This window comes from Paenibacillus xylanexedens, from assembly GCF_007676705.1.
In the GTDB taxonomy this organism is placed as follows: domain Bacteria; phylum Bacillota; class Bacilli; order Paenibacillales; family Paenibacillaceae; genus Paenibacillus; species Paenibacillus xylanexedens_C.
The window spans coordinates 582811-605908 of record NZ_VEBF01000001.1; the positions used below are offsets into that span (position 1 = coordinate 582811).

35 protein-coding genes are annotated in these 23098 nt (G+C 40.0%); 1 reads left to right on the forward strand and 34 read right to left on the reverse strand.

Annotated elements, in window-relative coordinates; all coding sequences use genetic code 11:
- Window positions 1-14: 14 nt before the first annotated feature.
- The 25 genes from FS628_RS02345 to FS628_RS02460 all read right to left on the reverse strand — a co-directional run bounded on the left by FS628_RS02345 (window position 15) and on the right by FS628_RS02460 (window position 16523).
- Window positions 15-809 (reverse strand): aminoglycoside phosphotransferase family protein, encoded by a 795-nt coding sequence (locus FS628_RS02345; RefSeq protein WP_145318452.1) that lies wholly within the window; start codon window positions 807-809, stop codon window positions 15-17.
- A gap of 282 nt (window positions 810-1091) precedes the next feature.
- Complete coding sequence (locus tag FS628_RS02350) at window positions 1092-1631, reverse strand: GNAT family N-acetyltransferase (RefSeq protein WP_145318455.1); 540 nt, start codon at window positions 1629-1631, stop codon at window positions 1092-1094.
- A 204-nt stretch (window positions 1632-1835) separates the two neighbouring features.
- Window positions 1836-3023, reverse strand: a complete 1188-nt coding sequence (locus tag FS628_RS02355) for a glycoside hydrolase family 5 protein (protein ID WP_145318458.1) — start codon at window positions 3021-3023, stop codon at window positions 1836-1838.
- Window positions 3024-3228: 205 nt separating this feature from the next.
- Window positions 3229-3645 carry a hypothetical protein gene (locus FS628_RS02360; RefSeq protein ID WP_145318460.1) on the reverse strand — a complete coding sequence of 139 codons (417 nt, stop codon included), beginning with the start codon at window positions 3643-3645 and terminating at the stop codon, window positions 3229-3231.
- Between the two features lie 25 nt (window positions 3646-3670).
- Window positions 3671-4699, reverse strand: coding sequence for an alpha/beta fold hydrolase (locus FS628_RS02365; protein WP_145318463.1), 1029 nt, complete (start codon window positions 4697-4699; stop codon window positions 3671-3673).
- A 50-nt stretch (window positions 4700-4749) separates the two neighbouring features.
- Window positions 4750-5385 carry a hypothetical protein gene (locus FS628_RS02370; protein ID WP_145318466.1) on the reverse strand — a complete coding sequence of 212 codons (636 nt, stop codon included), beginning with the start codon at window positions 5383-5385 and terminating at the stop codon, window positions 4750-4752.
- A complete protein-coding gene (locus FS628_RS02375; RefSeq protein WP_313958507.1) occupies window positions 5382-5921 on the reverse strand; it encodes a GNAT family N-acetyltransferase in 540 nt (179 codons plus the stop codon). The genes FS628_RS02370 and FS628_RS02375 overlap by 4 nt, the downstream gene beginning before the upstream one ends.
- A gap of 21 nt (window positions 5922-5942) precedes the next feature.
- Entirely contained in the window at window positions 5943-6839 is an 897-nt protein-coding gene (locus FS628_RS02380) for a serine hydrolase domain-containing protein (protein WP_313958566.1), read from the reverse strand.
- A gap of 19 nt (window positions 6840-6858) precedes the next feature.
- On the reverse strand, window positions 6859-7335 hold the full coding sequence (locus tag FS628_RS02385) for a GNAT family N-acetyltransferase (protein WP_145318471.1): 477 nt from the start codon (window positions 7333-7335) through the stop codon (window positions 6859-6861).
- A complete protein-coding gene (locus FS628_RS02390; protein WP_145318473.1) occupies window positions 7332-7874 on the reverse strand; it encodes a hypothetical protein in 543 nt (180 codons plus the stop codon). The genes FS628_RS02385 and FS628_RS02390 overlap by 4 nt, the downstream gene beginning before the upstream one ends.
- A 33-nt stretch (window positions 7875-7907) precedes the next feature.
- Window positions 7908-8471 (reverse strand): GNAT family N-acetyltransferase, encoded by a 564-nt coding sequence (locus FS628_RS02395; RefSeq protein ID WP_145318476.1) that lies wholly within the window; start codon window positions 8469-8471, stop codon window positions 7908-7910.
- A 2-nt stretch (window positions 8472-8473) separates the two neighbouring features.
- A complete protein-coding gene (locus tag FS628_RS02400) occupies window positions 8474-8971 on the reverse strand; it encodes a GNAT family N-acetyltransferase (protein ID WP_145318479.1) in 498 nt (165 codons plus the stop codon).
- A gap of 284 nt (window positions 8972-9255) precedes the next feature.
- The gene (locus tag FS628_RS02405) at window positions 9256-9627 is read right to left on the reverse strand and encodes a hypothetical protein (protein ID WP_145318482.1); all 372 of its coding nucleotides are present in this window, start codon (window positions 9625-9627) and stop codon (window positions 9256-9258) included.
- A 119-nt stretch (window positions 9628-9746) separates the two neighbouring features.
- Window positions 9747-10235, reverse strand: coding sequence for a DUF2691 family protein (locus FS628_RS02410; protein ID WP_260870908.1), 489 nt, complete (start codon window positions 10233-10235; stop codon window positions 9747-9749).
- Window positions 10236-10385: 150 nt separating this feature from the next.
- Window positions 10386-10928 (reverse strand): GNAT family N-acetyltransferase, encoded by a 543-nt coding sequence (locus FS628_RS02415; RefSeq protein WP_145318485.1) that lies wholly within the window; start codon window positions 10926-10928, stop codon window positions 10386-10388.
- A 128-nt stretch (window positions 10929-11056) separates the two neighbouring features.
- The gene (locus tag FS628_RS02420) at window positions 11057-11587 is read right to left on the reverse strand and encodes an AAA family ATPase (protein WP_145318488.1); all 531 of its coding nucleotides are present in this window, start codon (window positions 11585-11587) and stop codon (window positions 11057-11059) included.
- Window positions 11588-11599: 12 nt separating this feature from the next.
- Complete coding sequence (locus FS628_RS02425) at window positions 11600-12085, reverse strand: GNAT family N-acetyltransferase (protein WP_260870909.1); 486 nt, start codon at window positions 12083-12085, stop codon at window positions 11600-11602.
- Window positions 12086-12159: 74 nt separating this feature from the next.
- The gene (locus FS628_RS31230; protein ID WP_186327695.1) at window positions 12160-12300 is read right to left on the reverse strand and encodes a hypothetical protein; all 141 of its coding nucleotides are present in this window, start codon (window positions 12298-12300) and stop codon (window positions 12160-12162) included.
- A gap of 32 nt (window positions 12301-12332) precedes the next feature.
- Complete coding sequence (locus FS628_RS02430; RefSeq protein WP_260870910.1) at window positions 12333-12893, reverse strand: AAA family ATPase; 561 nt, start codon at window positions 12891-12893, stop codon at window positions 12333-12335.
- 156 nt (window positions 12894-13049) lie between these two features.
- Window positions 13050-13586 carry a GNAT family N-acetyltransferase gene (locus FS628_RS02435; protein ID WP_145318496.1) on the reverse strand — a complete coding sequence of 179 codons (537 nt, stop codon included), beginning with the start codon at window positions 13584-13586 and terminating at the stop codon, window positions 13050-13052.
- Between the two features lie 37 nt (window positions 13587-13623).
- Window positions 13624-13953 (reverse strand): hypothetical protein, encoded by a 330-nt coding sequence (locus FS628_RS02440; RefSeq protein ID WP_222125167.1) that lies wholly within the window; start codon window positions 13951-13953, stop codon window positions 13624-13626.
- A gap of 39 nt (window positions 13954-13992) precedes the next feature.
- Window positions 13993-14316, reverse strand: coding sequence for a GNAT family N-acetyltransferase (locus FS628_RS02445; RefSeq protein WP_260870911.1), 324 nt, complete (start codon window positions 14314-14316; stop codon window positions 13993-13995).
- A 242-nt stretch (window positions 14317-14558) separates the two neighbouring features.
- Window positions 14559-14843, reverse strand: coding sequence for a hypothetical protein (locus FS628_RS02450; RefSeq protein ID WP_145318505.1), 285 nt, complete (start codon window positions 14841-14843; stop codon window positions 14559-14561).
- Between the two features lie 34 nt (window positions 14844-14877).
- A complete protein-coding gene (locus FS628_RS02455) occupies window positions 14878-15705 on the reverse strand; it encodes a methyltransferase domain-containing protein (RefSeq protein WP_145318508.1) in 828 nt (275 codons plus the stop codon).
- 41 nt (window positions 15706-15746) lie between these two features.
- Complete coding sequence (locus tag FS628_RS02460; protein WP_186327696.1) at window positions 15747-16523, reverse strand: class I SAM-dependent methyltransferase; 777 nt, start codon at window positions 16521-16523, stop codon at window positions 15747-15749.
- A gap of 157 nt (window positions 16524-16680) precedes the next feature.
- Between FS628_RS02460 and FS628_RS02465 the strand changes: the two genes are divergently transcribed.
- Window positions 16681-17130, forward strand: coding sequence for a DUF1569 domain-containing protein (locus FS628_RS02465; protein WP_145318514.1), 450 nt, complete (start codon window positions 16681-16683; stop codon window positions 17128-17130).
- A 106-nt stretch (window positions 17131-17236) separates the two neighbouring features.
- Here FS628_RS02465 and FS628_RS02470 read toward each other — a convergent pair whose 3' ends face one another.
- The 9 genes from FS628_RS02470 to FS628_RS02510 form a co-directional block, all read right to left on the reverse strand.
- Window positions 17237-17818: an HAD-IA family hydrolase gene (locus tag FS628_RS02470; protein ID WP_186327697.1), complete on the reverse strand. Its 582-nt coding sequence runs from the start codon at window positions 17816-17818 to the stop codon at window positions 17237-17239.
- A gap of 48 nt (window positions 17819-17866) precedes the next feature.
- On the reverse strand, window positions 17867-18802 hold the full coding sequence (locus tag FS628_RS02475; RefSeq protein ID WP_145318520.1) for an acetamidase/formamidase family protein: 936 nt from the start codon (window positions 18800-18802) through the stop codon (window positions 17867-17869).
- A gap of 78 nt (window positions 18803-18880) precedes the next feature.
- Window positions 18881-19369: a DinB family protein gene (locus FS628_RS02480; RefSeq protein ID WP_145318523.1), complete on the reverse strand. Its 489-nt coding sequence runs from the start codon at window positions 19367-19369 to the stop codon at window positions 18881-18883.
- Between the two features lie 115 nt (window positions 19370-19484).
- Window positions 19485-20024, reverse strand: a complete 540-nt coding sequence (locus FS628_RS02485) for a phosphotransferase-like protein (RefSeq protein ID WP_145318526.1) — start codon at window positions 20022-20024, stop codon at window positions 19485-19487.
- Window positions 20025-20078: 54 nt separating this feature from the next.
- Entirely contained in the window at window positions 20079-20561 is a 483-nt protein-coding gene (locus FS628_RS02490; protein ID WP_145318530.1) for a DinB family protein, read from the reverse strand.
- A 32-nt stretch (window positions 20562-20593) separates the two neighbouring features.
- Window positions 20594-21256: a DUF4367 domain-containing protein gene (locus FS628_RS02495; RefSeq protein WP_222125168.1), complete on the reverse strand. Its 663-nt coding sequence runs from the start codon at window positions 21254-21256 to the stop codon at window positions 20594-20596.
- A 31-nt stretch (window positions 21257-21287) separates the two neighbouring features.
- The gene (locus tag FS628_RS02500) at window positions 21288-21842 is read right to left on the reverse strand and encodes a helicase (protein ID WP_145318535.1); all 555 of its coding nucleotides are present in this window, start codon (window positions 21840-21842) and stop codon (window positions 21288-21290) included.
- Between the two features lie 132 nt (window positions 21843-21974).
- Entirely contained in the window at window positions 21975-22370 is a 396-nt protein-coding gene (locus FS628_RS02505) for a VOC family protein (protein ID WP_145318538.1), read from the reverse strand.
- 33 nt (window positions 22371-22403) lie between these two features.
- The gene (locus tag FS628_RS02510; protein WP_145318541.1) at window positions 22404-22931 is read right to left on the reverse strand and encodes a YfiT family bacillithiol transferase; all 528 of its coding nucleotides are present in this window, start codon (window positions 22929-22931) and stop codon (window positions 22404-22406) included.
- Window positions 22932-23098 lie beyond the last annotated feature (167 nt).

Genomic DNA, 23098 nt, shown 5'->3' on the forward strand with positions numbered 1-23098 from the left:
GGATCACTCCTTAATTAAGTCCAATCCTCAAAATGCTTTTCCAGAAAGACAAGCTCTTTCTCATAGTGTGCGAGATGACCTTCTTCTACCATTTTTATAAAAGCTTGTTCCCCAACAGCTGCACGATCAGATAGTGTTTTACACATAAAACGAATGCGTGATATAACCCATTCCTTCAGGTCTGTCGGCACACTCAATCCATACGTGCTCATAAATAATGTAATGCGTTCTTTACGAACAGATCCATGCGCCTGGCTAGAGTATGGCATAACACCCTTTCCATCCATCTTTGGTGAGAAATCTGCGAGTGGAACGGACGTGTACAAGGCATAGGCGATATCCCACAGACGAGGACCCGGACCTGCCATATCAAAATCAATAATCCCATGAGGACGGCCGTCCCTGTACACCATATTATACGGCGCAAAATCGTTATGACATACAACTTCATCTTCAGTTACGCCTGGATATCTGTTCGTTGATTCTGATGTGGTTGTAAATCCACCGGTCGCATCATGGTAACTTCTCAACAGTTTAGCGATACCCATTAAAGATTCGTCTGACCACATATACTCTTCTATCTCAGGATAGTCATTGCCTGGAACGATTCCTTCAAGGTAAGAGAGTACTTCTCTCCCCTGTTCATCTATTCCGAGAAATCGAGGAGCGTGGTTATAACCAACTTTTTCGAGATGTAAAAGCAGTTCATACACATATGGATTGGGTTTGGCATACCGGCGAACCGTCTCGCCTATCCTGACAACCTGATTCACATTACCTCCCGATAACGCTTCCTCCTGTTCGGACACTCTGATCCCTCCTAATGTTACACTTCTTTGGTATGGGCGTGATTACGATTTTTCTTATATAAACACACTACCCAGCATGAGGACTACACCCAATATCTTGTTGATATTAATCATTTCATGCCTCCTTCATTACCAGTCCACTATTTTATGAGTTTCTCTACTTCATGTCTTCGATTTTCTATTCCATATTCCTGCATTTTATATCAACGGGCCTGTTCTAGTATCATCATAACAAATAGCGTCGTCATCACTGACGGCGCTGTTGTCTGCTCTCACAATATGTTACGTAGCCACTTCATGGTGCAGATCCATACTATTTTCAAAAAAGGCTGACCGTTCTACATGATACAGATCATAGATTTGCTCCTTGGCATTGATCCGTTGATATACATCGGGATAGACATCATTAGCTAATTTCACATAAGACAGTTTTTCTACCGCTTTTCTGGACCTTACATTTTGCTTGCGTATCTTCATAAATACCGTCTCAATCGCATGTTCCAGAAACAATTCAATGAAGAAGGCTGATTTCGCTTTTTGACTATACCCATTCCCAAAATACGGCGATCCAATCCATGTGGCTAAGAATCCTCTTTGGTGCTCGATGTGATATAGATCAATCGTACCAATGGGCTGGCCTGCTTCATTCAAAATCGTTCGAGTAATCACCGTTTTTTGTTCTTCTTCAGCCATTAATTGTTTGGTCAGGAATAGATATTCCTCATACGATTGGCATGCATAACGAACGTAGGGAAAAACTGCGGGGTCCATCATTAAGCTGTACAGTGAATGGCATTCCTGCAAATCACGTTTTTTTAACATTCTGTCTACCACCTAGTCCTTTTAGTCCGCTATATCAAGCAAATTAAGTATATAAAAGGTATTGTGGTATTTAATGAATTCTGTATATGGCTTATGTAAAATGCATTGGCAAATGTTGTTCATCTCATTTCCGGATAGCACAAAAAAACGGCGTGTCCCTTTTGCGGGAATACGCCGTTTGCACGGATAAGGATAGACAGTCTATTATTGCATACCTTGCATGATTGCATTAATGATGTTTTGCTGCGTCACGGTATTGTTCGAACGGTTAAATAATGCGAATCCATGTTGACCATTGTGTCCATTGTCCCAATAAACCGGAACCATTTTGTATTTCTTCGCTTTTGCTGTAACTGCTTTTGCATATGCAGCACGATATACATTGTTGCTGGAATCGTAGGACGTTTTATCAATGGAACCGAACTCACCAATCACTACAGGATAGCCTTGAGTCACAAATTTATCGTACATGGACTTGAACTGCGATTCCAGATAATCTTCTTGTCCCCAAGTAGACTTTTTGGAAGGATTCGTAGCCGTTGCCCCCCATTGCGTGATATTACCGTTTTCCTCACCTGCAAAATCCCATGGAGAGTAATAGTGTGCCGAGATCATGATTCTCTTCTGTGAACTAGGAATGGCGGAAGATCTGAAATTATCTGTCGGGAGCGCGAAGCCGTAATTACCCACAGTGAAGTCAATATTAGTGTTCCAGCCCGGAATTAGCAGCCATCTGGCACTGTTGTTCCCTCCAGTCTGACGAACCGTATCCACGAAGATTTGATTATAGGCGTTCAGATTAGCGTAATATGCAGAGTTCGGGTTACCATAGTTACCATCGAACACTTCGTTCATGGATTCGAAAATAAGACGGTCATTGTAGTTGCTAAACTTGGTGGCAATCTGCTGCCACACCTTTTTATACTTTTCCTTAATGGCAGTCTGATTGCCACCATTCACGAGCAGCCATCCACCTTGGACTGAATTGTACCCATCGCCATGAATATTGATAATGACATACAGGCCTTCATTGTACGCATAATCCACCACTTGCTGAATTCGATTCAGCCATGCCGCATTGATTGTATAATTGGGAGCGCTTCCAATGTTATTCAAATAGGAAACGGGAATACGAATGGACTTGAAGCCTGCTGCTTTCACCTTTTTGATCAACTCTGGAGTCACCGTAGGATTGCCCCATGCAGTTTCATTCGGTGTGCCGTTCACCGCTGCTTCCAGCTGATTGCCCAGATTCCATCCTGCACCCATCTCAGCCACAATTTGTGAAGCGTCCGCTGCAGATGCTTTCGCGCTCCATCCGGTAAAGGCCAACGTAGCCAGTAATACAAGCGCCAAGCTACTGATGCCAAACTTCTTCCATTTTTTGAACATGACCATACCTCCGCTTATCTTATTTTTTCTTCAAGCAGTGCGGTTAATCTATTTATACAGATTGAATGATACGAGAATCCACACCCTCCTCTCTATCGATCAAACAAAAGAAATATTCGTCTACCGACAACATAATAACACATTTTTGGAAAATAAAGCACTATCTTTCTCCTGTTTTTTGAGTTTTTGTTACAAAAACCTCCATTTAACCATTTAAGTTGATGGCTTGGATTCGCTCTCTATCAAAATCAACAATCATAATGTGATCTTGCAGGATATTGTCTCCGCAAGCAATTGTTGCTCCATAATCCGCTACACTGTTAAATGTGATATCTACACGGTACACTTCAATTTTATTAAACCAATCCTTATGTACCTTTTCATGAAGTTCATTCTCATAATATTCTCGAAATACAGTTTCACAAGTTGAAAACCATTTAACATAGGACTTTATTTCATTAGCAAGCGAATTTAGTTGCATATCTGTGGACACATAGATTCGGACGTCATTTAGATCATCATCCTGAATAGAATGATTAAATATTTGAACTGCATTTTGCAGGATGTAGCACCGATAACGCTCATCACTCTCTTCTTCAAGCTCAATGAATGGACCTAACAATAGGATCTGCTCCTCTCAAGGCATCTTAGAATAACTCTTGTAACCAATCAGCGAATTTTTCTTTTTCCTCAAACTGTGGGTAATGTGCCGACTCGTTGAATACAACGAATTCTTTGATCGGTGCATCGAATCCGTCGAAATAATCACGTGCTGCATTCGCAGTGGTCATATAATCATACTTACCCATCACAAAATAGGTAGGAATCTCAAGATGATTTACAATTTCGGGTAAATTTTGATCCAATGCTTCTCTCAGTAAAATTTCTTGTAAACTCAGCACCCCTGTATAAAAGCGAATCATATCCAGCCCATTATATTCGGGATTGAAAAGGAATCCTGAAATATAATCGCTATTCTCATGGATGAGTCTGGCTGCACCACCGTACTTTTGCACAAGAATTCTAGGCGTAAGTTCCTTTCCTTGCTCAATCGAGCCTCGAACTAGCTCCAGTTTTTTAACGTCCTCTGCATTACCGGCTTGTTTCGCTTGTTCGTACGTGTACTCCAAACTTTCCAGTTCGCTCTGAAGCGTATTAGCCATCTGTCCAATGCCGATATAAGCGTGAAACTGAGTGGGTGCTTTAGCCGCAGCTTTCATCCCAATGTATGTACCAAATGAATGACCGATTAATATAACCTTTTCTTGACCTAACTCCTCAGTTACATAATTCCTTAACGCTAACAAATCATCTACTAATACATCTGTCGTCAGATTCGAGTAATCTTCAGAAAAGTGATAGGACTTTCCACTCCCACGTTGATCATAATGCACCACCGTGAAGTGTTGTTCAAGCTCCTTTTGATACTTCCTAACGTAAGGAATCTCAGAGCATCCAGGCCCACCATGCACAAAAATCAGGATAGGGTTACTCCGATCCACTCCCCTAATCATGACTTCATGTCCTGCACCGTTAATTTCGACCTGCTCTAACATGCTGATGCTGTTCTCACCTTTAATTTTGGGTGTCCATGTGGGAAATATCAGAGCTACTATAACCATTAAAATCATACTGAATATGCTGTACTTGAGTATCTTCCGTATTTTTTTGCGCATGAAATGCTCCTTAAATAATAAGTTTCATTTGTAATTCTACAACAGTTCCTTCACCGTAATGGATATAGCAATTCAACTTGTTCTTTCGTCAGCTCTTCTTGGAAGATGTAATTGTGATCAGCTCCATTGATACAGAGGATTCTTTTGCCTGGATGAGCTTCAACTATATTTTTGACTCTTTGAATCATAATCTGATTACGGACCACCCAGCGAAAGTTCTGTGCCTTCGCGTTTACCTGATGCAACCATTCATATTTTTGTCTGGTTACACGATCGAACTCCTTTGAATTAAAAGGAATCTCGCCAAACCGATACGTCTCCATTTGCTCCGCAAACCAGTGATCATCCCGTTGTTCAAGTTCTTTTCGTTCCTCGCTCGAATAGCCGTTAAATGGATCAAAGGCATTCCACACATCTAATTCAAACCAATCGATAGGTACAAATGGGATGTCCTGCTCTTCGCACAAAGGAAATACCAAATCCCAATACTCACTGGCGGGTTCTCCCCAGTATCCTCTATCATTTTTATCCTTCAAATACCTCAACCAGCTCTGTGGATGAACTTCACCGCAAATCATATCCGGTTTAAACTCATGAATCACATCCTTGTAAAGAGAAAGAGAACAATGATATTGCTCCCTCAGTTCTGGATTATGAATGGTTCCGAGTATACCAACCGTTGTCATGTGCCCAGCTCCTTTATCATGTGTATATCTTTGGGCTCTTTGTTATAGAGTTCTTGATCAATCTCGCTTGCAATCTGGCTGCCCTGGCTTCTGTAAAAGGATACCGCCGATCTCGTCTCTGTGGAGGAAATATACAGATACTGAGCTCCACGTTTCTTAGCCTCTTCACTTAACTGGCTCAGAATATGTTTTCCAACCCCTTGTCTTCTGTAGGTGCGCGAGACATACATCAAGTCAATCTGTAGTTGATTACGTCCTCTGCCTCTGTATTGATGTGCCAGTACTCCGAATCCGATTAATCGATCGCCAGCAAAAGCACCATATGCCATGCCGCCTTGTTCTAATTCATAGACATATCGATTTTGAATCTCTTCCAAAAGCTTTGCATCCCAGTTTGAGCACTCATGATCTTGTTCTAGCTCAACCAATCCGTTCTCTCTCATTTCATATATGAGATCAATATGTTCCGAACGATCTATTTCCTGTAACTGGTTCACATCTCGAAGTGTCAAAGTTCTATACGTTATCATGGTCATTGCTGTACCTCCCATAAACAACTATTCTTTCAATATATAATCTTCAAACCATTGAAGTGGTAACAAGCTATCATCGGATATAATCGTTGTAATTACCGCAACCAATCCCCGCTCTTGGTTAACAAATATGTATTGCCCTCTTCCTCCGCCCATACCCATAGCATAAAACGTTTTATCTTCAGAGCATGATTCCTTCTTACTTTTCATTATCCGCCAGTGGTATCCATATAAGGTTTCGGAAGTAAGAGAAGGACTTACACTTCTAGCAATCCATTCAGCAGGAATAATTTGTTTCGAATTCCACTGTCCTTTCTGAACGTATAACACTCCAAACTTCAACATATCTTCGATCTTCATTCGCAAACCAAAACCACCCACGGCAATCCCTTGAGTATCCTGATACCAATGGAAATCGTTAATGCCTAGTGGTGCAAATAAGTGCTTTTTAGCAAATTCAGCTGTGTTCATATGAGTTGCCTTCTGCAATATAGCGCTAAGTATATGTGAACTCCCGCAACTATATTTCATTTGGATTCCAGGTTCGAATTCAACAGGCTGCTCAAGAACAAATTTCGTCCAATTCTTAGATGGAATCATCGCTTCATTCCCCGGATAGTGCAGGCCCGAGGACATCGTTAATAGATGCTTGATCGTAATCCCCTTTTTGGTGTCATCCAGATCTTTAAAATAATTCACAATTGGAATATCTTCATGCTTAATGTAGCCCTGTTCTATAGCTATTCCAACCAATGCGGAGAGAACACTTTTGGTGATTGAATTCACTTTGTGTTGTTTATCTTTCGTTTTTCGATTTCGATAATATTCAAATTGAATTGAGTTTTCTTGGTATATAGTACAGCTCTCCGCTTTATTTCTTTTTATCTCTCTTTCGAGATCATAGAATTCAGTGATAAAGATACCTCCCTTCGTCTGTGATTTAAAGCTCCAATACGGTTATTAACTCATCATGACAGATCTCGCCGTTCTCACGGAAACCAAAGCTTTCATATATTTTTTTCGCGCCTACATTTTCGGAACTGTAAGAAATCCAGCAATATTCTGCAGGCCCGACCGGGTATGAACGAATAAACTTCAAAATTTCCACCATAGCTTGTCGTCCATATCCCCGGTTCTGATATTGATGATCAATCATCAGCCTCAGGATGCAATAACTACCATCCGCGATAGAAGGTAGATCGTATCCAGTAATGCCATAGGTAATCATCACAAATCCTACCGGCTGTTCGTCTGCATATATGGCAAAAGGTAATGGATGACCTCCATTTTGTGACAGTACATAACATGAAGCCACACTTGATAGATTGGAAGCCACGAATCGGCGCTGATCTTCCGAGACTTCAAGATTAAAGATTTTCCGCCGATTATCTAACGTAATCTTCCTCAGTGTAATCATTTAGGATTCTCCTTCTGCTTTGTAACAATCTGAATATTTCCATACATATGATGTTCAATTAACTGTATAACTTGTCTTTTATTTTTAGTGATCATTGCTGTCTTGCTGTTTTCATTGATCACATCTATGGCTGCAACTATATTATATTGATGGTTCCACTTCACAATCATCTGGCATAAGTTCTTGAATGACTGCTTGTAATTCCACGGTCGCAAACCAACTCTGGACAGTACAAACCTCTTTATAATTCGATAATCTCTGATGAAAACATTTGGATTTAATACAAAAATCAAATCCGCTTCTTGTATGGATTTTAAAGTCCAATCTTTGTACTGCACTCCTTCTATGATCCAAGCATCTGAACTGACAATAGATTGGATGGAGTCATCCCTGACGCTTTCAGGATATCTCAGATTTTCGGCACTTCTGTCCCATATGAGATTGTCTAATTCATAAAAAGGAATACCATACTTACCAGATAATTCTTTGGCTAATGTTGATTTCCCACTTCCACAAGATCCAATAATTCGAATTCTCATACACTCTCCTGGCGCCCTTGTCGTCTTTGTTCATCAGTCTATTGGCTTATCGTTGGGCTTATAATCTTTCTTCAAAAATGCATAGAGGGCATTATCAACAAATCGATTTTTCCAATAATAATTTTCTTTCAATATGCCTTCTTCACTGAAGCCAATTTTCTCAAGCAACGTTCTTGATCCCGCGTTCTCTGGCTCCACAAAGGCTTCAATCCTGTTTAATTCAAGGTTCTCAAATCCGTATTCAACGATTTTCTGAGTGACCTCGGTCATATAACCCTGCCGCCAAAACTCCGGTGCTAACTCATATCCCAACACAGCTTTATGATGTTGTTTCATCCAACCATGAAATCCGCATGTTCCAATAACTCTACCGTCCGACTTCAAAGCAATCCCCCAGCGGATAACCTGACCATTTTCGAATCGTTCATTCCACCTTTGTATGAGATCTTCTGCTTGTTTCGTATTCGTAAAACTTTCTACATCGTAAAACTGTGTAACTTCATCTGAAGAAAAAATATGAAATATGTCTTGGGAATCACTCTGTCTAATCTCTCTTAGCAGCAATCTTTTGGTTTCTAGTTCAGGAAATAAAGTCATATTCACTTCACCTCTATCGAGTAAACCGCTACATTTTTCCCTATGATGTCTATATCCTTCTCGTGTTTCATGCCATTCTTTTGCGCGATTTTCATAGAACCCACATTGCCATGTTGAATTAAAGATATCAATCGTATCTGTTTCAAGTGATCTATGCCGTATTCTTTCCATGCTTTTGCTTGTTCGTATCCGTAACCCATTCCCCAGTATTGCTCTACAACCCAGTAACCAACTTCTAGCTCATCAGCGCCTTCAATCATTTGAGGAATCAGTCCAGAGGTTCCAATTAAGTTGTTATCCTCTTTATTGAATGCGAGGAATAGCCCCTTATCATCTTTATTCCAGTTGATGAACTTTTCCAGACTTTGCATGGTTTCTTCCTTCGTCCAGGGTCCACCATGTCTTATAAATTTCATCATATTCGGCTCACGTGTCATCTCGAAAAGTAAATCGAAATCATTTTTGGTATATTTCCGAAACATAAGTCTTTCTGTCTCCATAATTCTATCAGCTCCTTTTGTATTCACTTCACTTCAAAATTGTTTTTTCTCGATCTACTGTAGATGTGAAAAACTCTTGTCTAATCTCGCTACGATTCCCGATGTGATTTTCATATTAGGAGCGTAGGTTAACCATGAGTTCTCACTGAAGCTCCTAGAAAAAATACTCTCTGCCTCATAAAATGTAATCGTATTCATTAATTTTCAAATATTTTAGAAGATTTTCATTCACTCACATCCTGGTTGTGGAGCTAGTGAGCAGTATAAAACTCCTATCATATGTATTAAAATTGCCGTGCACTGATCGTTATATCAACTTTATGTCCTGTACTGCTGAAAACATAAACTTTGAAGTCTGTTGTTCTCCCTACAGCCAAATTCACTTTTTTTTGAGTTCCTTTATCAATCGGAACTTCAAGCGGTGTATTATTGCCCACGGTAATTTTCATATAAAGATTGCTCTTACTGGTATTTTCAATCCACAGATGCGCATCTTCACCGTTATTAGGGTCCATTGTAAAGGTCTTTTCATAAGAAGCATAACTACTATGATTGGTAGAGTGGATGAGTTGAACGGACGAGGGTGCATTAACTGAATTTGTGGGGAACAATAATGATAATGCTAGGCCAATTCCTAAGAACATATGTAATGACAATGTAATCCGCTCCTCTATATAGTTACTATAAAACTAAGCATTCCAATTACTTACATAATTGTACTACGAACGCATGGGAGGGTCTATCTAACCTTAGCAGTTAATCCCATGCACCTTTATCACCAGACAGACAATTTAGTCCTAGTATCATTCTCATCCGTTAAATATTCCAGAGATTCAAATCCCTTTCTATTTATATGATTATATAATCCTTCGACTTTTTCTAGATCTTTACAATAAACCGTGACGTAGATACTATCGATCACAAGAAGAACCATCTGACACTCACTCACCACATAATCTTCATATGTGATTACATCTGTTATTTTTGCACCTTTTGGAAATGCTTTTAAATTCGCGAATATTAAATAATACTCGTTGTTATCAATAATCTTTTGTAATTCTTCTCCACTCATACCAATAATCATATCCGGAAAAAGATCATCCCCTAACGTATCACCCTCAATGAAATAGGATTCTTCTCCACAAATAAACCAATCGAAATGAACTATATCCATTGGTTTTAAAATCTCCGCAAGAAACCGACCATAGGTATTTGGTATTTCAAAACGCATGCCTCTGTTCATCTGCTCACCCTTTTTACGCATATATATTAGTACATTAATCATTTTGATTTTTGGATCGCAAACGTAACCGAAATTAATAAAGAATACAACTGACAAAGCTATTGAGATTGACATTCCAATTTTCTGTTTTCCTTTATAATTGATCTTTTAAATCATGGATGCCTCTTAAGACTATGACTGCTCATATTCAGTTTTTAAGATACTCATGCATACACTATCCCAGTATTTCCCCTTTTTATATATCTTCTTTCTGTATCTTCCTTCTTCTTTAAAGCCACATTTTAAATAACATTTGTAAGCAATCTCATTATACTCGTACACTTCAAGTTCTAATCTGTTTAAATTCAGCTCTTCGAAGACAAACTTCTGTAGTACACGGATTGCTTCACTCCCATAACCTTCACCTAAAAATTCTTTTCTCCCTATTACAATAGCTAAACATGCAAAGCGGTTTTTATAATCAATTTTGTACAGATCGATCTGACCTATATAATCTAGCGAATCCTTTAACCCGATAATAAAACTTTTATTTGAAGACTTGCCTTCAACCATTGTCCTGAAAAAGACTTCTGTCTCATAACTCGAATGAGGATACAAAAAATTATCTGATAATGTCCCTGTGATTTCCGGGTCGTTCACCCATTGTTTGATGTAATCCAAATCAGAATCCTGGTATTCTCTTAACACAATTCTTTCTCCATGAATACGAGACATCGATAATCCCCCTAACGAATCTTTTTTTCTTTTGCAACATTCTTAATAAAATCTAATGCTTGTTTCTACCTTTTATTGGTTATTCAACGCTCGTGCATTTTTACATTCGAAGCATAATAACAGTGCAGTTATTTCAATCGATATTTCTCATTATTCATAATTTCACTTATTATTTCAGGTAGTTGTTCTTCTGTAAAATGATTAGTATACAGCTTGTTATCTACTCTCAGATCCGGATGATTTTCAAACTCATCCAGCAGAATTATACTTCTTTCTTTCATTTGATATTCTTCTGCTCTTAGACGGTCTCTACGAATAATGGTTTGACGATCAACCATTAATACAACAAAGATTATGCGAACATTATAGTCTGCCAATTCTGTCATTAATCCATTAGCGTCTTCCGGAAAAACCACATAGTCCAAAACTACATCGTATTCATAATCCAATAGGTTTTTCACTAAACTGGCTATGTTTTTCCAAGTTAAGTCGTTTGTATCCTTATCAAGCCAGGGTTTGCCTCGCCCTTTAACCGGAAAGTGACTAACCGCATCTCCAGAGATGTATGCACTTTTATCTAATGTCTGAACTAGCAGCTTTGAAGTTGTAGATTTCCCTACTCCAGGGGGTCCAGATATAATATATAGGTTTTTACTCATTCTGTATTCTCCTTACAATATCTTTTGGAAACTTCCAATATCCAGTTTTCTATCAAATTTATATCCGATCTCTTTGAATAGAGCACATTGTTCATAACCATTTCTCTCGAATAATGATTTACTTCTCGTATTCTCCATACAAATCGTCGCAATTAACGTATGGAATCCTTGTTCTTTTGCAACCTTCTCAATAAAACTTAATGCTTGTTTTCCCAAGCCTTTTCCCAAAATGTCGGGCTTTAGATATATAGTGACTTCTCCGCAAATGTCATATGCCTGTTTACTCTTATATTGGGTGATCAGTACATAGCCCATCATTTGATTGTTTTCAAGGATTACGTAAGTTTTATACCGTGTACTCTTGTTCATCACAGAGGATTTAATCTGATCAAGATCTAATTCCTCCGTATGAAACGAAATCGTTGTATTCAATACATAGTAGTTATAAATCGCTCTAATTTCAGGGAGGTGCTGCTCGGTTACTTCTTCAAAAGTCACTATCGTCAATTACCATCCATCCTCTTCTGTTCATATTCTTCAACGATACCAGCGTCTATCTAAGAAATCCGAACTCACCGCATTTTCTCTAAATCAGGAGATAGCGAAAATCCCCCTCCTTCATTAGGCTCAAAATCATATGTATGAATTACCGCGTCCCCATTGATCAACGCGACTTCCCACTCTTTTCTTAAGAGTACATGTACAATCATCATCATAAAACCCTCCTATTAAAAACAAATGGTAGTTAATTGGATAGGACCTTCTTCCATATGATATCTATGATTTCACGGGTCTCCAGATGATCGGTAACAATGCGGGTTTGAAATTTATCATCCTTGAAAGCCTCAATACACTTTGGTGCTTGTTGATACTGCCAGCCTCCAAATTCATCTCCGCGTTTAGCCAAACGTTGATAAATCGTCTCTTCTGTAGCCGTTAGGCAAAAATGGTGAATGTCCCGATCAATCTCTTTCAACCCGTTATAGATGTAATGAAAGTTTTCCTCTTTATAGATGGTCATGGGGATGATTAAGTGTTTGTTGTATTTCTGCTTTACTTCTTTAGCCGTCTTTACCGTTAGAACTCTCCATAGTTCGATATCTTGGAAATCATCCGTCCGTTCCCTCTCCTCTCTACAATTCTCCGGGAGAAGTTTTCTGAGCATATAACCAATTTCTTCAGGATCATAGATCATGCTGTTTGCAATCAAAGGCTGAAGTGCTTCTGCTGCCGAAGTTTTTCCGGAACCAAACGCTCCGTTAATCATAATGATCATCTCATCACTTCCTTTACTAGATCGTTTCACCGCACTTTTCCAACTTGTTCATATCTAGTTCTCATTCTTTCTAGTAATTTTTATAATCAGTCTATCAATAACGAATCCTATCCACCAATCTGAATGTTACAAAAGAGCATAACCATGGAGTCGAGCTTTTACTCGCAAGGGTATGCTCCTTCTGCATTAAGTGGCGCTTATTTTTTTCCATTCATCTTCTAAAATGCTCATCTCGATTAGATTCCAGAATGTATCTTCATATCTTCTGGCATCGCGAATAAGTCCTTCTTGCACGAAGCCCGCTTTTTCATAACATCGGATGGCTGAGACATTAAAATCAAATACACCCAGACTGATCCGGTGTAACTTCTCCTCTTCAAATCCAATTCGAAGTGCCTCATCGATCATTTGCTTCCCATAGCCTTTACCCTGATATGACTTTCCAACAAGCACCTTACCGATACGCCCTGAACGGTTATATCGATCGATACCCCCAAGTGCAATATGTCCCACAATCTCCTGAGTCGATTCATCCATCACTTTATATATGAGCTTATTTGAAGTGTTCTTATCATTGGCACCATGCAAATAATCCGACAGCTGTTCTCTGGAAAGTGGATAATGGAACTGAGGGCCGGCCCACTGGAGCAGAAATGCTTCATCCCCACTCCATTCGATCAGTTGTTCAAAATCTTCCGGTTCAAAGTATTGGAATGTAATCATATCGATCTGCCCCTTACTTTTTATGTCATATCATAACCTATTTCAGTTCTCTTGTGTCGTCATAATTATGAGTTTCATCAAACGCTCTGTTTCTTATATTCATTTCACGAATGTAGTTTCTGACAACATTCATTGTACTAATCAAACAGATAACTCCACCCAAAATACATATCGCGCCTATCCAATAATTCAGTGCAAAATTCACTTGATAATCACTCGGAGTATAACTGCCAGCTGCTGCTGACTGGAATGCTACATACCCTAGCTTGGGAATCACCTCTTCAATCATTTTCGAGATTGTAATAATCACAATTCCTAACATGATAAAGAGTAATGAGAAAATAATGTGTAAATGCTTCAAAGACAAGCTACCTCATTTACAATTCAAATCGCGTGTGATTTGGCACTACTTGCATCTTAGAAGCCGAACGACTTCTCCATCGATCAATCCCTCACTTACGCTATGAAAACCAAGTGATTCATACAGATTTCCGGCGATACCATTTTCCGGCCTGTGTCCAATCATGATGCGTTTGCATTTTAGCGATTCTTTCATCAAATCAATTAACTTCCTCAACGCTTCTCTTCCATAACCTCTGCCCTGATATTTTGTATCTATCATTAGAGCAAGAAGCCAGTAGTTATCCTCATGAACCGCCTTATCTGAGTACACAGCAAATCCAACCAGATCCGAATCAAAATAGATGGCCATGGGTTGAAAGTCTTCCACTACCTTGGATTCAGCAATCCAATATACCACTGGCGCGGGAAAACTTTTTTTTCTGTTCTTCAGTTACATTCAGTTGGGTGCATGCATACCAATTATCCACCGACACACGTTTTAAATGAATCATCGTTTGAAACTCCTCCTTCACCCAAAGCCCGATGGCTCTCGAATCGAGCACCTCGGTTGGTATCCAACTTCGGGGCATGATCACATGCATATTGGTACCAATCAATCCAATGATCAAATTAGTTCCCCAGAGATAATGACAACGCTTGTGTCGAATCCGAAACAATCCAGTGTAACTGCTCCGGGGCGAGATTTTCTTTCCCCCATTTGAAGAATTCCCGGTGATTGGCATAAAGCGGTTCCGGCTCTCTTAACAAGGCATAACCATCGGAAACATTCCAGTAGACCCAGCCTCGTTCATGGACAGACAATTTTCTGGATTGTTCGTAGTTTTTCAGTAACTCAATCATACCCTGATGATCCCCTCGAACTACTAATTCCTGAAAAGAATGAACGATATTCATCCCCATCCTCCGTCCCTAATTAGTTTCAACCCAGCTATGTCAATGGCTTCGTGCCGCAAGCTGTAATGAAGTTCATCATGGCATAGGCTTCCGGCGAATGATTTATCGCTTCAGAAGCATGTTGCAGCTGAGCAAATTCCTCCGAACTGATCACACCTTTTTCAGCAAAATGTACAAAACGATTAAGATTAAACTGCTGTTTAAACCCTTCTATGCCTAACAGATCACTATGTTGAAGGACAGAATCAATGTCAACATCGATGTATCCGCTCTCAGAAAGGAGACGCGGCAGACTTCTACCAATTAAACGATTACCGCCGTGTTGTGCCACATAGTCCGAAATTTTCATTAATACCGTATGCAAAGCAGGAACATCAGGATTCACTGCTCCAAAAACGCCGTCATCCACATCAATAATGGCAAGACGGCCGCCAGGCTTCAGTACACGATATATCTCTTGTGCAGCTTCGTCAGGATTGTTCAAGTGAAGAAAGATTAGTCTTGCCACGACAAAATCAAAAGAATCATCAGGCAGATCCATCTGGTAGATGGAAGACTCTACAAATTGCAATCGCTTGGAAGGAATATCTTTCAGCCGTTCTTTGGCTTGTGCTTGCAGTGAACGATCAATCTCAAGCGAGGTAAGCTCGCTGTCCGGCAGACTGTTCAATAATTGCTCTGTAATGTAACCTGGTCCGCTTCCGACCTCCAATACACGCATTCCATTTTTCAAACCATACCATTCTAGATTTCGAAATTCTTTGGACCACCCCATTACCGCCTGCATCTTTAACCTCTCTAATTCCTCTTGTAAACTTAACACTGCCGATTGGATACTGTATGTTGAACGCGGATCACTCATATATTCCCTCCTGTTCTTCACTGGAATAAAAACATATATCCTTAGACCTTTTTCTTCCCTAGAAAAAGAGCAACCTTATGTTGTTTCTCAATCGTTCCACCTGCAGCATCAATGGAATCTTTGACTCGCTCCAGAAGTGAATGCCGAACATCATCAGAAAGCTGCTGATGTTTGGAATTGGTATTTAACAGCGCGATATACTCTTCGCTGGAACAGGACTGTATCCAGTTATACTCCTTAACCTTAATATCCGCGAACAAGCAGGATCGCTCAGTTAATTCTTTACGTTGCTGAATGACTTGTGCAGGAGAAGGATATTGAGAATCATCCAGATGAGGGGCTAATGCTATGTAGTGGGAACGAATTTCATTGTGCAGCTGGTCATAGACAGGTACATGAATCGTCCAGAAAAGTCCAATGCCGCCTGTATTCTCTAGCAATTCCCAAGCCCGGCGGTAACCAACTTCCGGATCAATGAAGTGAAAGGCGGTTCCTGACACAATCAATTGAAATAGCTTTCCTTCGTTATTCCAGTCCTCAAAGGAAGTGTTGATTACTTGAATCGATGGATATGACTTGAATTTGTCTGTGGTGAACTGTGCCAAGTTGCTGCCTAATTCAATACAAGTGATGTTTGTATAATCCTTGCTCACCAATCCGCCAGTGGCCTGCCCCGTTCCGCAACCAATCTCAAGAATGGAATCCTCTTTATTAAGATTCAGGTATGTAAAAATATCATCAAACATTTCACTCGGATAGACGGGTCTATATTGTTCATATTCATTTGCTACGAGATTAAACGTTTCCTTATTTTCCAAGTTCGCATCCTCCGATTTCAATTGTGGTTTTCCCATAATACATTGACTAAACTTACCATATCTTATTATTCTTGATAGTAAGAGGATAAACCTTTCAATAGGAGAATGATGATAGTTTAAGTTCAAATTTTATATCCTAGAGGACTGAGGTGTTCTTGTGAAAAGTATATTTGATACGATAAATGCCGCTGAAATTACAGAGCGCATGGATCAACTAAGTGAAAATTCCATCCCTAAATGGGGCACGATGCAGGTCTCTCAAATGCTGGCTCACTGTTCAGCATTTCATGATATCCCCTTAGGAAATGCTTTTCCACCTAGAGGATTACTTGGGAGACTTATAGGACGGTTCGCAAAACCAATGTTTTATAATGACAAGCCCTTGCCCCATAATATGTCTACGATCCCGACAATCATTATTGATGACCAACGACAGTTTATAGAAGAAAAAGAAAAGCTTGAGCAGCAGATTAATATCTTTCAACAAGGTGCTTCAGAAAAATTCTCCCGCCACCCCCATCCCTTCTTCGGAAAATTAACAGCCGAGCAATGGGGTAAAGGCATATACAAGCATTTAGATCATCATCTAAAGCAATTTGGAGTTTAGCGGTTATGCATGGTGTGCCAGTTATGCATGCTGTTCTATTATTCCTATCATTGACTGACGAGTTCAGCAGGTAATATCCGAAACTTATTGGTTTCTGGATTACATTCTAAATTAGCAATGACTCAACTTCATTAACCCAATCTCCTTCTTCGTCAGCCAGTAAAGTCTTCCAACCAAGTAGCTTAGCAGAATGTAAATTTTTCTCTTGATCATCTATAAATAGAACCTCTTCTCCAGCTGCTAGGAAGGTTTCGACCCGTTGGTATATCTCAATCTCAGGTTTGCATAAACCCACTTGATTAGAGATTGTTACACTTTTGGTAAATGAGCTTAAACGGCCCAGATTCGGCTCAATCCATTCCTTACAATGATTGCTGAGCAGATGGATATCGGCGGACTCACTCCATCGCTCAAGATATTGAGCGGCTGGTAAGGGAACAATTGAATTGTATAAAATGTCTTTCGCTTGGCTTATTGATAATTCGGGATACATCTCCTTTAACGATTGCCAGAACTCTTCTTCCCTCATCATTCCTGTCCAGAGCTTTCGTTTGATTCCTGCAAAATGTACTTTCAAAGATTCTGCCGATAGGTTGGTTTCCTGACTCATATCTTTCCAGCACGTCAACGACAAATTACTTAACAAAACACCTGCGATATCTAAAACGATCTGTGGTCTGCCTTTCATTTTATCGACCCCCAAGTTCATCTAATACGACGTATAACAGGCCTCAAGTTACTTAAAAGCATCATGTGGAAGGACAGCATGCACACCCTTCACGCCATTCACAATTTGGGTGATACGCAGGTCAATTACCGCGCTTCCAAGTGCAATCGCTTCCACTCGATCTAGTCCGTACAACTCACCCATCAGATTGAGCATCCCGTCTAATGCTTGAACCGTAGCCTCATTCAGATCTTCATGAAAACCGAAGGTAATCCAGCCGGATGGCGTATGTGCACGAGGATTGGTCAAAATCATATCATCAATCACGTTGATCGTGATATCCACAACCTCCATTGGACATTCGATGGCCTGACAGCTGACTTCACCATCTCCCTGACGTGCATGACCATCACCAATCGCGAGATAACCTCCGTCTACGGGGATAGGTAAATATAATTTACTTCCCTGCACCAGTTCCTTGCAGTCGATGTTCCCTCCACAATAGCGAGGCGGCCAAGTCGTATGAATTCCTCCCGATTCTGGCGGCATGCCCACTACACCCATGAACGGCGCCAGAGATACAGTGAAGGACTTTCCTTTTACTTCACAGGTTCCACTCATCGTTTGGCGATCAAGTGTCCAGTTCAGCGACAGTTCTTCAACCTCTGTTAGATGTAACTTCTGGTTCTGCCAGTTCGGATATCCGCCAGCGGAAGTAAACCCGTAACTCCCGGGTACGATCTCATTGAAAACAATCTCCAACGTCTGTCCTTGCTTCGCCTCATTGATATAGATCGGACCGATTAAGGCATGACCTCCATCTTTTTCACCTTGTCGATCAAAAGGTTTCATGCGTTCCGCATAACTCATACCCGTTCCCCAGCCCGCATCCAGCGTCTGAAAACGAATGGAATCACCCGATTTCACGCTCAAAATGGGAGTTACCTCATTGGTAAATGAACCAATCAGATTTTCCTGAGTTAATTCAATCGTATGTGTACTCACAACAATCCCTCCCTGGTTTGGGATACATATTATATTCAAAGCAAGCAACATGCTGTATTCCGTGCTTCCCCCTGCCTGCTAAATCCTTTGCGCTTCAAGGTTGGCAAGATATTTCTTCAACGGTTCCATATGCTGCTGGTCATGCCATATAAAATCTTTAAGATATTGGGGAATATAAAATACGTTCCCCTCTGCGTCCAAATACCTCTGATGAAGCTGCTCTTCCGATAACCCTCGAATGTCATTCATAATTTTATGACGGTATGTGATAGCCTTATTTACGATTTCAGACGTCTCAGTGCGGTTCCCGTACTCAGTAGCTTTGCGATTAGACTCTTCAAAATTCATATGTTTCAACGTAACTGTCTGCTTCAGAGCAATCTTCTCAATTGCTTCTTTGTAAAAATATCGGTCCCATAACATCATGTGGCTGACAATGGATTTTATCGTCCACTTCCCTTTTTCCATGCTTGAATTCCATATCTTCTCCTCGAGATGATTCATCGTCTTGACAAACAACGCCCATTCTTCAAAAGTTTGAAGCAAATGTTCAATTTCTTTAGTCATGATTACATTTCCCCCTTCTTTCTTTTTGAAATGATTCACTACTCTATATGTTCTCTCAGATAGACAGGAAGCTGGAATACCATGCTCATGAATGTCCAGCTTCGTAATATAATCTTTACATATTTTTCAATGGTTCATGAGGGGGCTTGAACAGTGCTGCAATAATTCTCTCTGCACATTCTTCCGGTGTGTTCATACTTGTATCAATCGAGTAGCTATAGTTGATGTGTTTTGCCATGATTTGATGCTGCTCATCCGATTGATCTTCTCTGCGATCACCACGCTCAATGTTACGCTGACGACAGATGTCGAGGGGGCAATATAACTCAACGATATCCAGCGGATACCCTTCAAAAATCTGTTTGACTTGTTCATAATGCGGCGCGAGCTCTGGCCTTTCCACAAGTATGCCATCGATCAGAACATGCTTGCCATGGTCTGAAAATACTTTTGCTGTATGATACATCATTACAATCGCTTCACTCAGATACTTCCAGTAATCCGTCTGAAGATGTTTATCACCGATCGTATTTTCAAATAAATCATTAGCCACAACATAGAAAAACGGATCATCGTATGATTGCATCGCCTCTACAATTGACGTTTTACCAGAGCTGGTTACACCGTTCAAAAATATAATTTTGCCTTTTTCCATGATAGTCATCTTCCTTTGCTTAAGTATAATTTTATAAATGTAATACAGCGTGTACTAGGTGTGTTTCATTGATTTTTTGAGCAGCATGATCTGGCCAATATGATAGGCGTTATGAATACATAGATTTGATACAACTCCCCACCATGGCGCGTTGAAATAAGAAGGAATTTCACGGGTCAATTTATCTTCTTCGCTATCTTCGAGTGCCCTGTTCCAATCACTAAAGACGGTTTTCAGTCTATGTAATGTCTTGCTCCACTCCACATCATTCAAGTTTGACGGATCTATGTCAAATGTATCTTCATTATTCACTGAATGCTGTCCGCCGACCTGTTCGGCAATATATCTCTCAAGCCACTTCTCATTCCAGAAAATAAGATGATTGACAATCGCCCAAATGGAATGCTCCCCCTCATTCTTTACATAAGAGGCTTCCGCCGCATTGAGGTCTGTCAAAATATCATGAAGCGGTATAAACCAGCTCTTGTCATGATAACAGGCGCTTAATTGGTCTATGAGAATAGCTTTGTAACTCATCGTTGCACCTCACTCAGATAATATAAAATTTATCAGTTCATTGACTTCGCAATCTTCATCACAAGATCTTCTGACATGTTTCCGCCAATGATCTCGTATTGCAGCGCCTTCCCATGCACATCCTCTTCAATCCATATCAATTGGGAAGTTTGGTTATTGAAAATATAAAATGCTTCGACACCACGTATGGCTGCTTGCTTAACCGTAGTACCATCATGATCAGGCAATGTGATCCGGCTCTTTGTTGTCCCGAAAATATTAAGTTTATAACCACCGTGTTCTTTATACGTGATGCTGATGCCCACAACCCTCTTATTGGGCTTCAAGTCTCGTATCACTACATTTCTGCCTGACCTGTTACTTTCTTCAATCATTTCATCGATTTCTTGCGGAGTTAAATTATCAAATCCATAAAATACATGAATGGCATCTATATCAGAATCAATCGGAAATTTAGGCTGCCATGGAGAGTAATGTCGTTGCAATCGTTCCAAACCGTCTTCCCATGGAATGGGTGCATAATTGGTCTGTTGCGTGAATTGATTCTCTATAACATCTGCGGTGTAAATCGCCTTCCCGTCACCAGACTTTAAGTTAATGACGATCCGGTCAATCGCATTATCGCGCAAGGATTCAATTTGAATTTTTCCAAAGCACATCTCCGCTTTTGTTTTTGATATCCATTGGTCTTTCACTCCTTTCCTTTCAAAAATACCTTTCTGATCTTCATACAATAGAAAGCTGAGCCCTACAGAAGATAAAACGATCATGAGGACTCCAAATATGCAAATCGTCGGCAAGATATCCTCGTAACCATAACTTATCGTTTATTCTTCTGAGATAAAAACCTTTTGGAAAATCAATATCCTCCGTAAGGGCTGCAGATGCTATGGTAATGGAGCCGGACGGAGCTTTGTTACCCTCTGAAATATTGGTAGAACATATCTCAGGCTGATCCAAATATTGCATTCTTAGATAAGGTCCTAACTCAACCGGACAACATTCCAACCCAAGATCATTTGCTCTTCGAAAGAGCTGAAAAGTCGAAGCACCATCCGAAAATCCAAGTTGTCTGACGGTCAACTCAACCGTTTGCAAGCTTTGCTTTGTACTGGAAACTATAAATCTATCATCATATAACAACTGTTCTCCATATTTATTCAATAAAATAGAGTGTTGGTCCAGTTTCTGTATAAGCTGTGGTTTTGTTAAGCCGCCAACGTCTACTATTCTTATTTTAACTGCGCAATCAGGGTATACTTTTTCGTCTTCAATCAACATCCGTTCCCCCCTAATCTAGATTTACTTATATTTGACTTAAATTTCAAAACTCCTAGCTCTAAAATATATTGAGATGTTTTGAATCCGTTTACATACACACCTTCGGTAATGGTAGCAGCAGACCAAGGCCCCTTAGAAATTCAATTCACAATCATGGTGTTCCCACACATCAAATAAGTTACCGTCCATGTCTTCGAATACAAAGAACTTCCCGTAGTGTCCCTCATCACTAACATCTCCTACCTTCACATTCTCTGATGTTAAATAGTTATGTAAAGATCCAATGTCATCGGTGAAAAATGTAATGACCCATCTCTTTTTCTGATGTACTTCAAATGTCGCTCGTGTTTCATTGTCGCTTTGAATCAAGTCCAAAATTGGACGTTCGCCCCGGAATAAACTCAAATAGCCTTCGCGTTGGTGGCGAATGTTAAACCCAAAATGCTTTACAAACCAGGCAGCTGACACTTCCAAATCTTTCACTGGAATTACATTATATGCAATGCCTAGAATCCTTCCATTTCCCATATGTTACCTCCCAAACTTGAGATGTATAAGAACCTACCACCCTTGCAATGTTATACAAGATTTAATTTGAGCAATATGATGCTGCCCGTGCCATACAAATCTTTGAATAGCGATATCCAATGTAATTGTACCTAACACTTCTGTTCGGAGTGTTCGTCTAAACTGATCGGGATGTAAACCATGCAGCAGCGTGAGAAATCGCTTGTGCAGTGTCTCCATCAGCAAAATTGAATCTTCGATGGGCGTATTCCTGTAATCATGTAATGATGCCCATAAATCTTCTCGATATGAGCCTGCCATCGGTTCATCTTCAGTTAACGCTCTCTTAAATCTGATATAAGCGTTCATGTCATTGTCCGCAAGGTGGTGCACAATCTGTGTGATTGTCCAACCGCCATCACGATAAGGAGTACAAAGTTGATCATCATTGAGATGTTGTGTAATCTCTCTTAAGGTCTTCGTAATTCCGGGGATTTGATCTATGATGTGGATTCGCTCCTCATTAGAGAATTTAAAACTTGGCTCAAAGTGTCCTATCGGAAAGCGTATATTTTCATCCAAGGTTGATCACCTCTCCATTTCTCCACTATAGAACCAAATCATATCCAATATAACCCACAATGTTCCATTTGCGAAGTGTAAAAGCAAAAAAAGAAGCAACCTGTATTCTTGGGCTGCTCCTTATATTAAACTACTCTCATATCTGTATTTTGATTAGAAAACTAGCG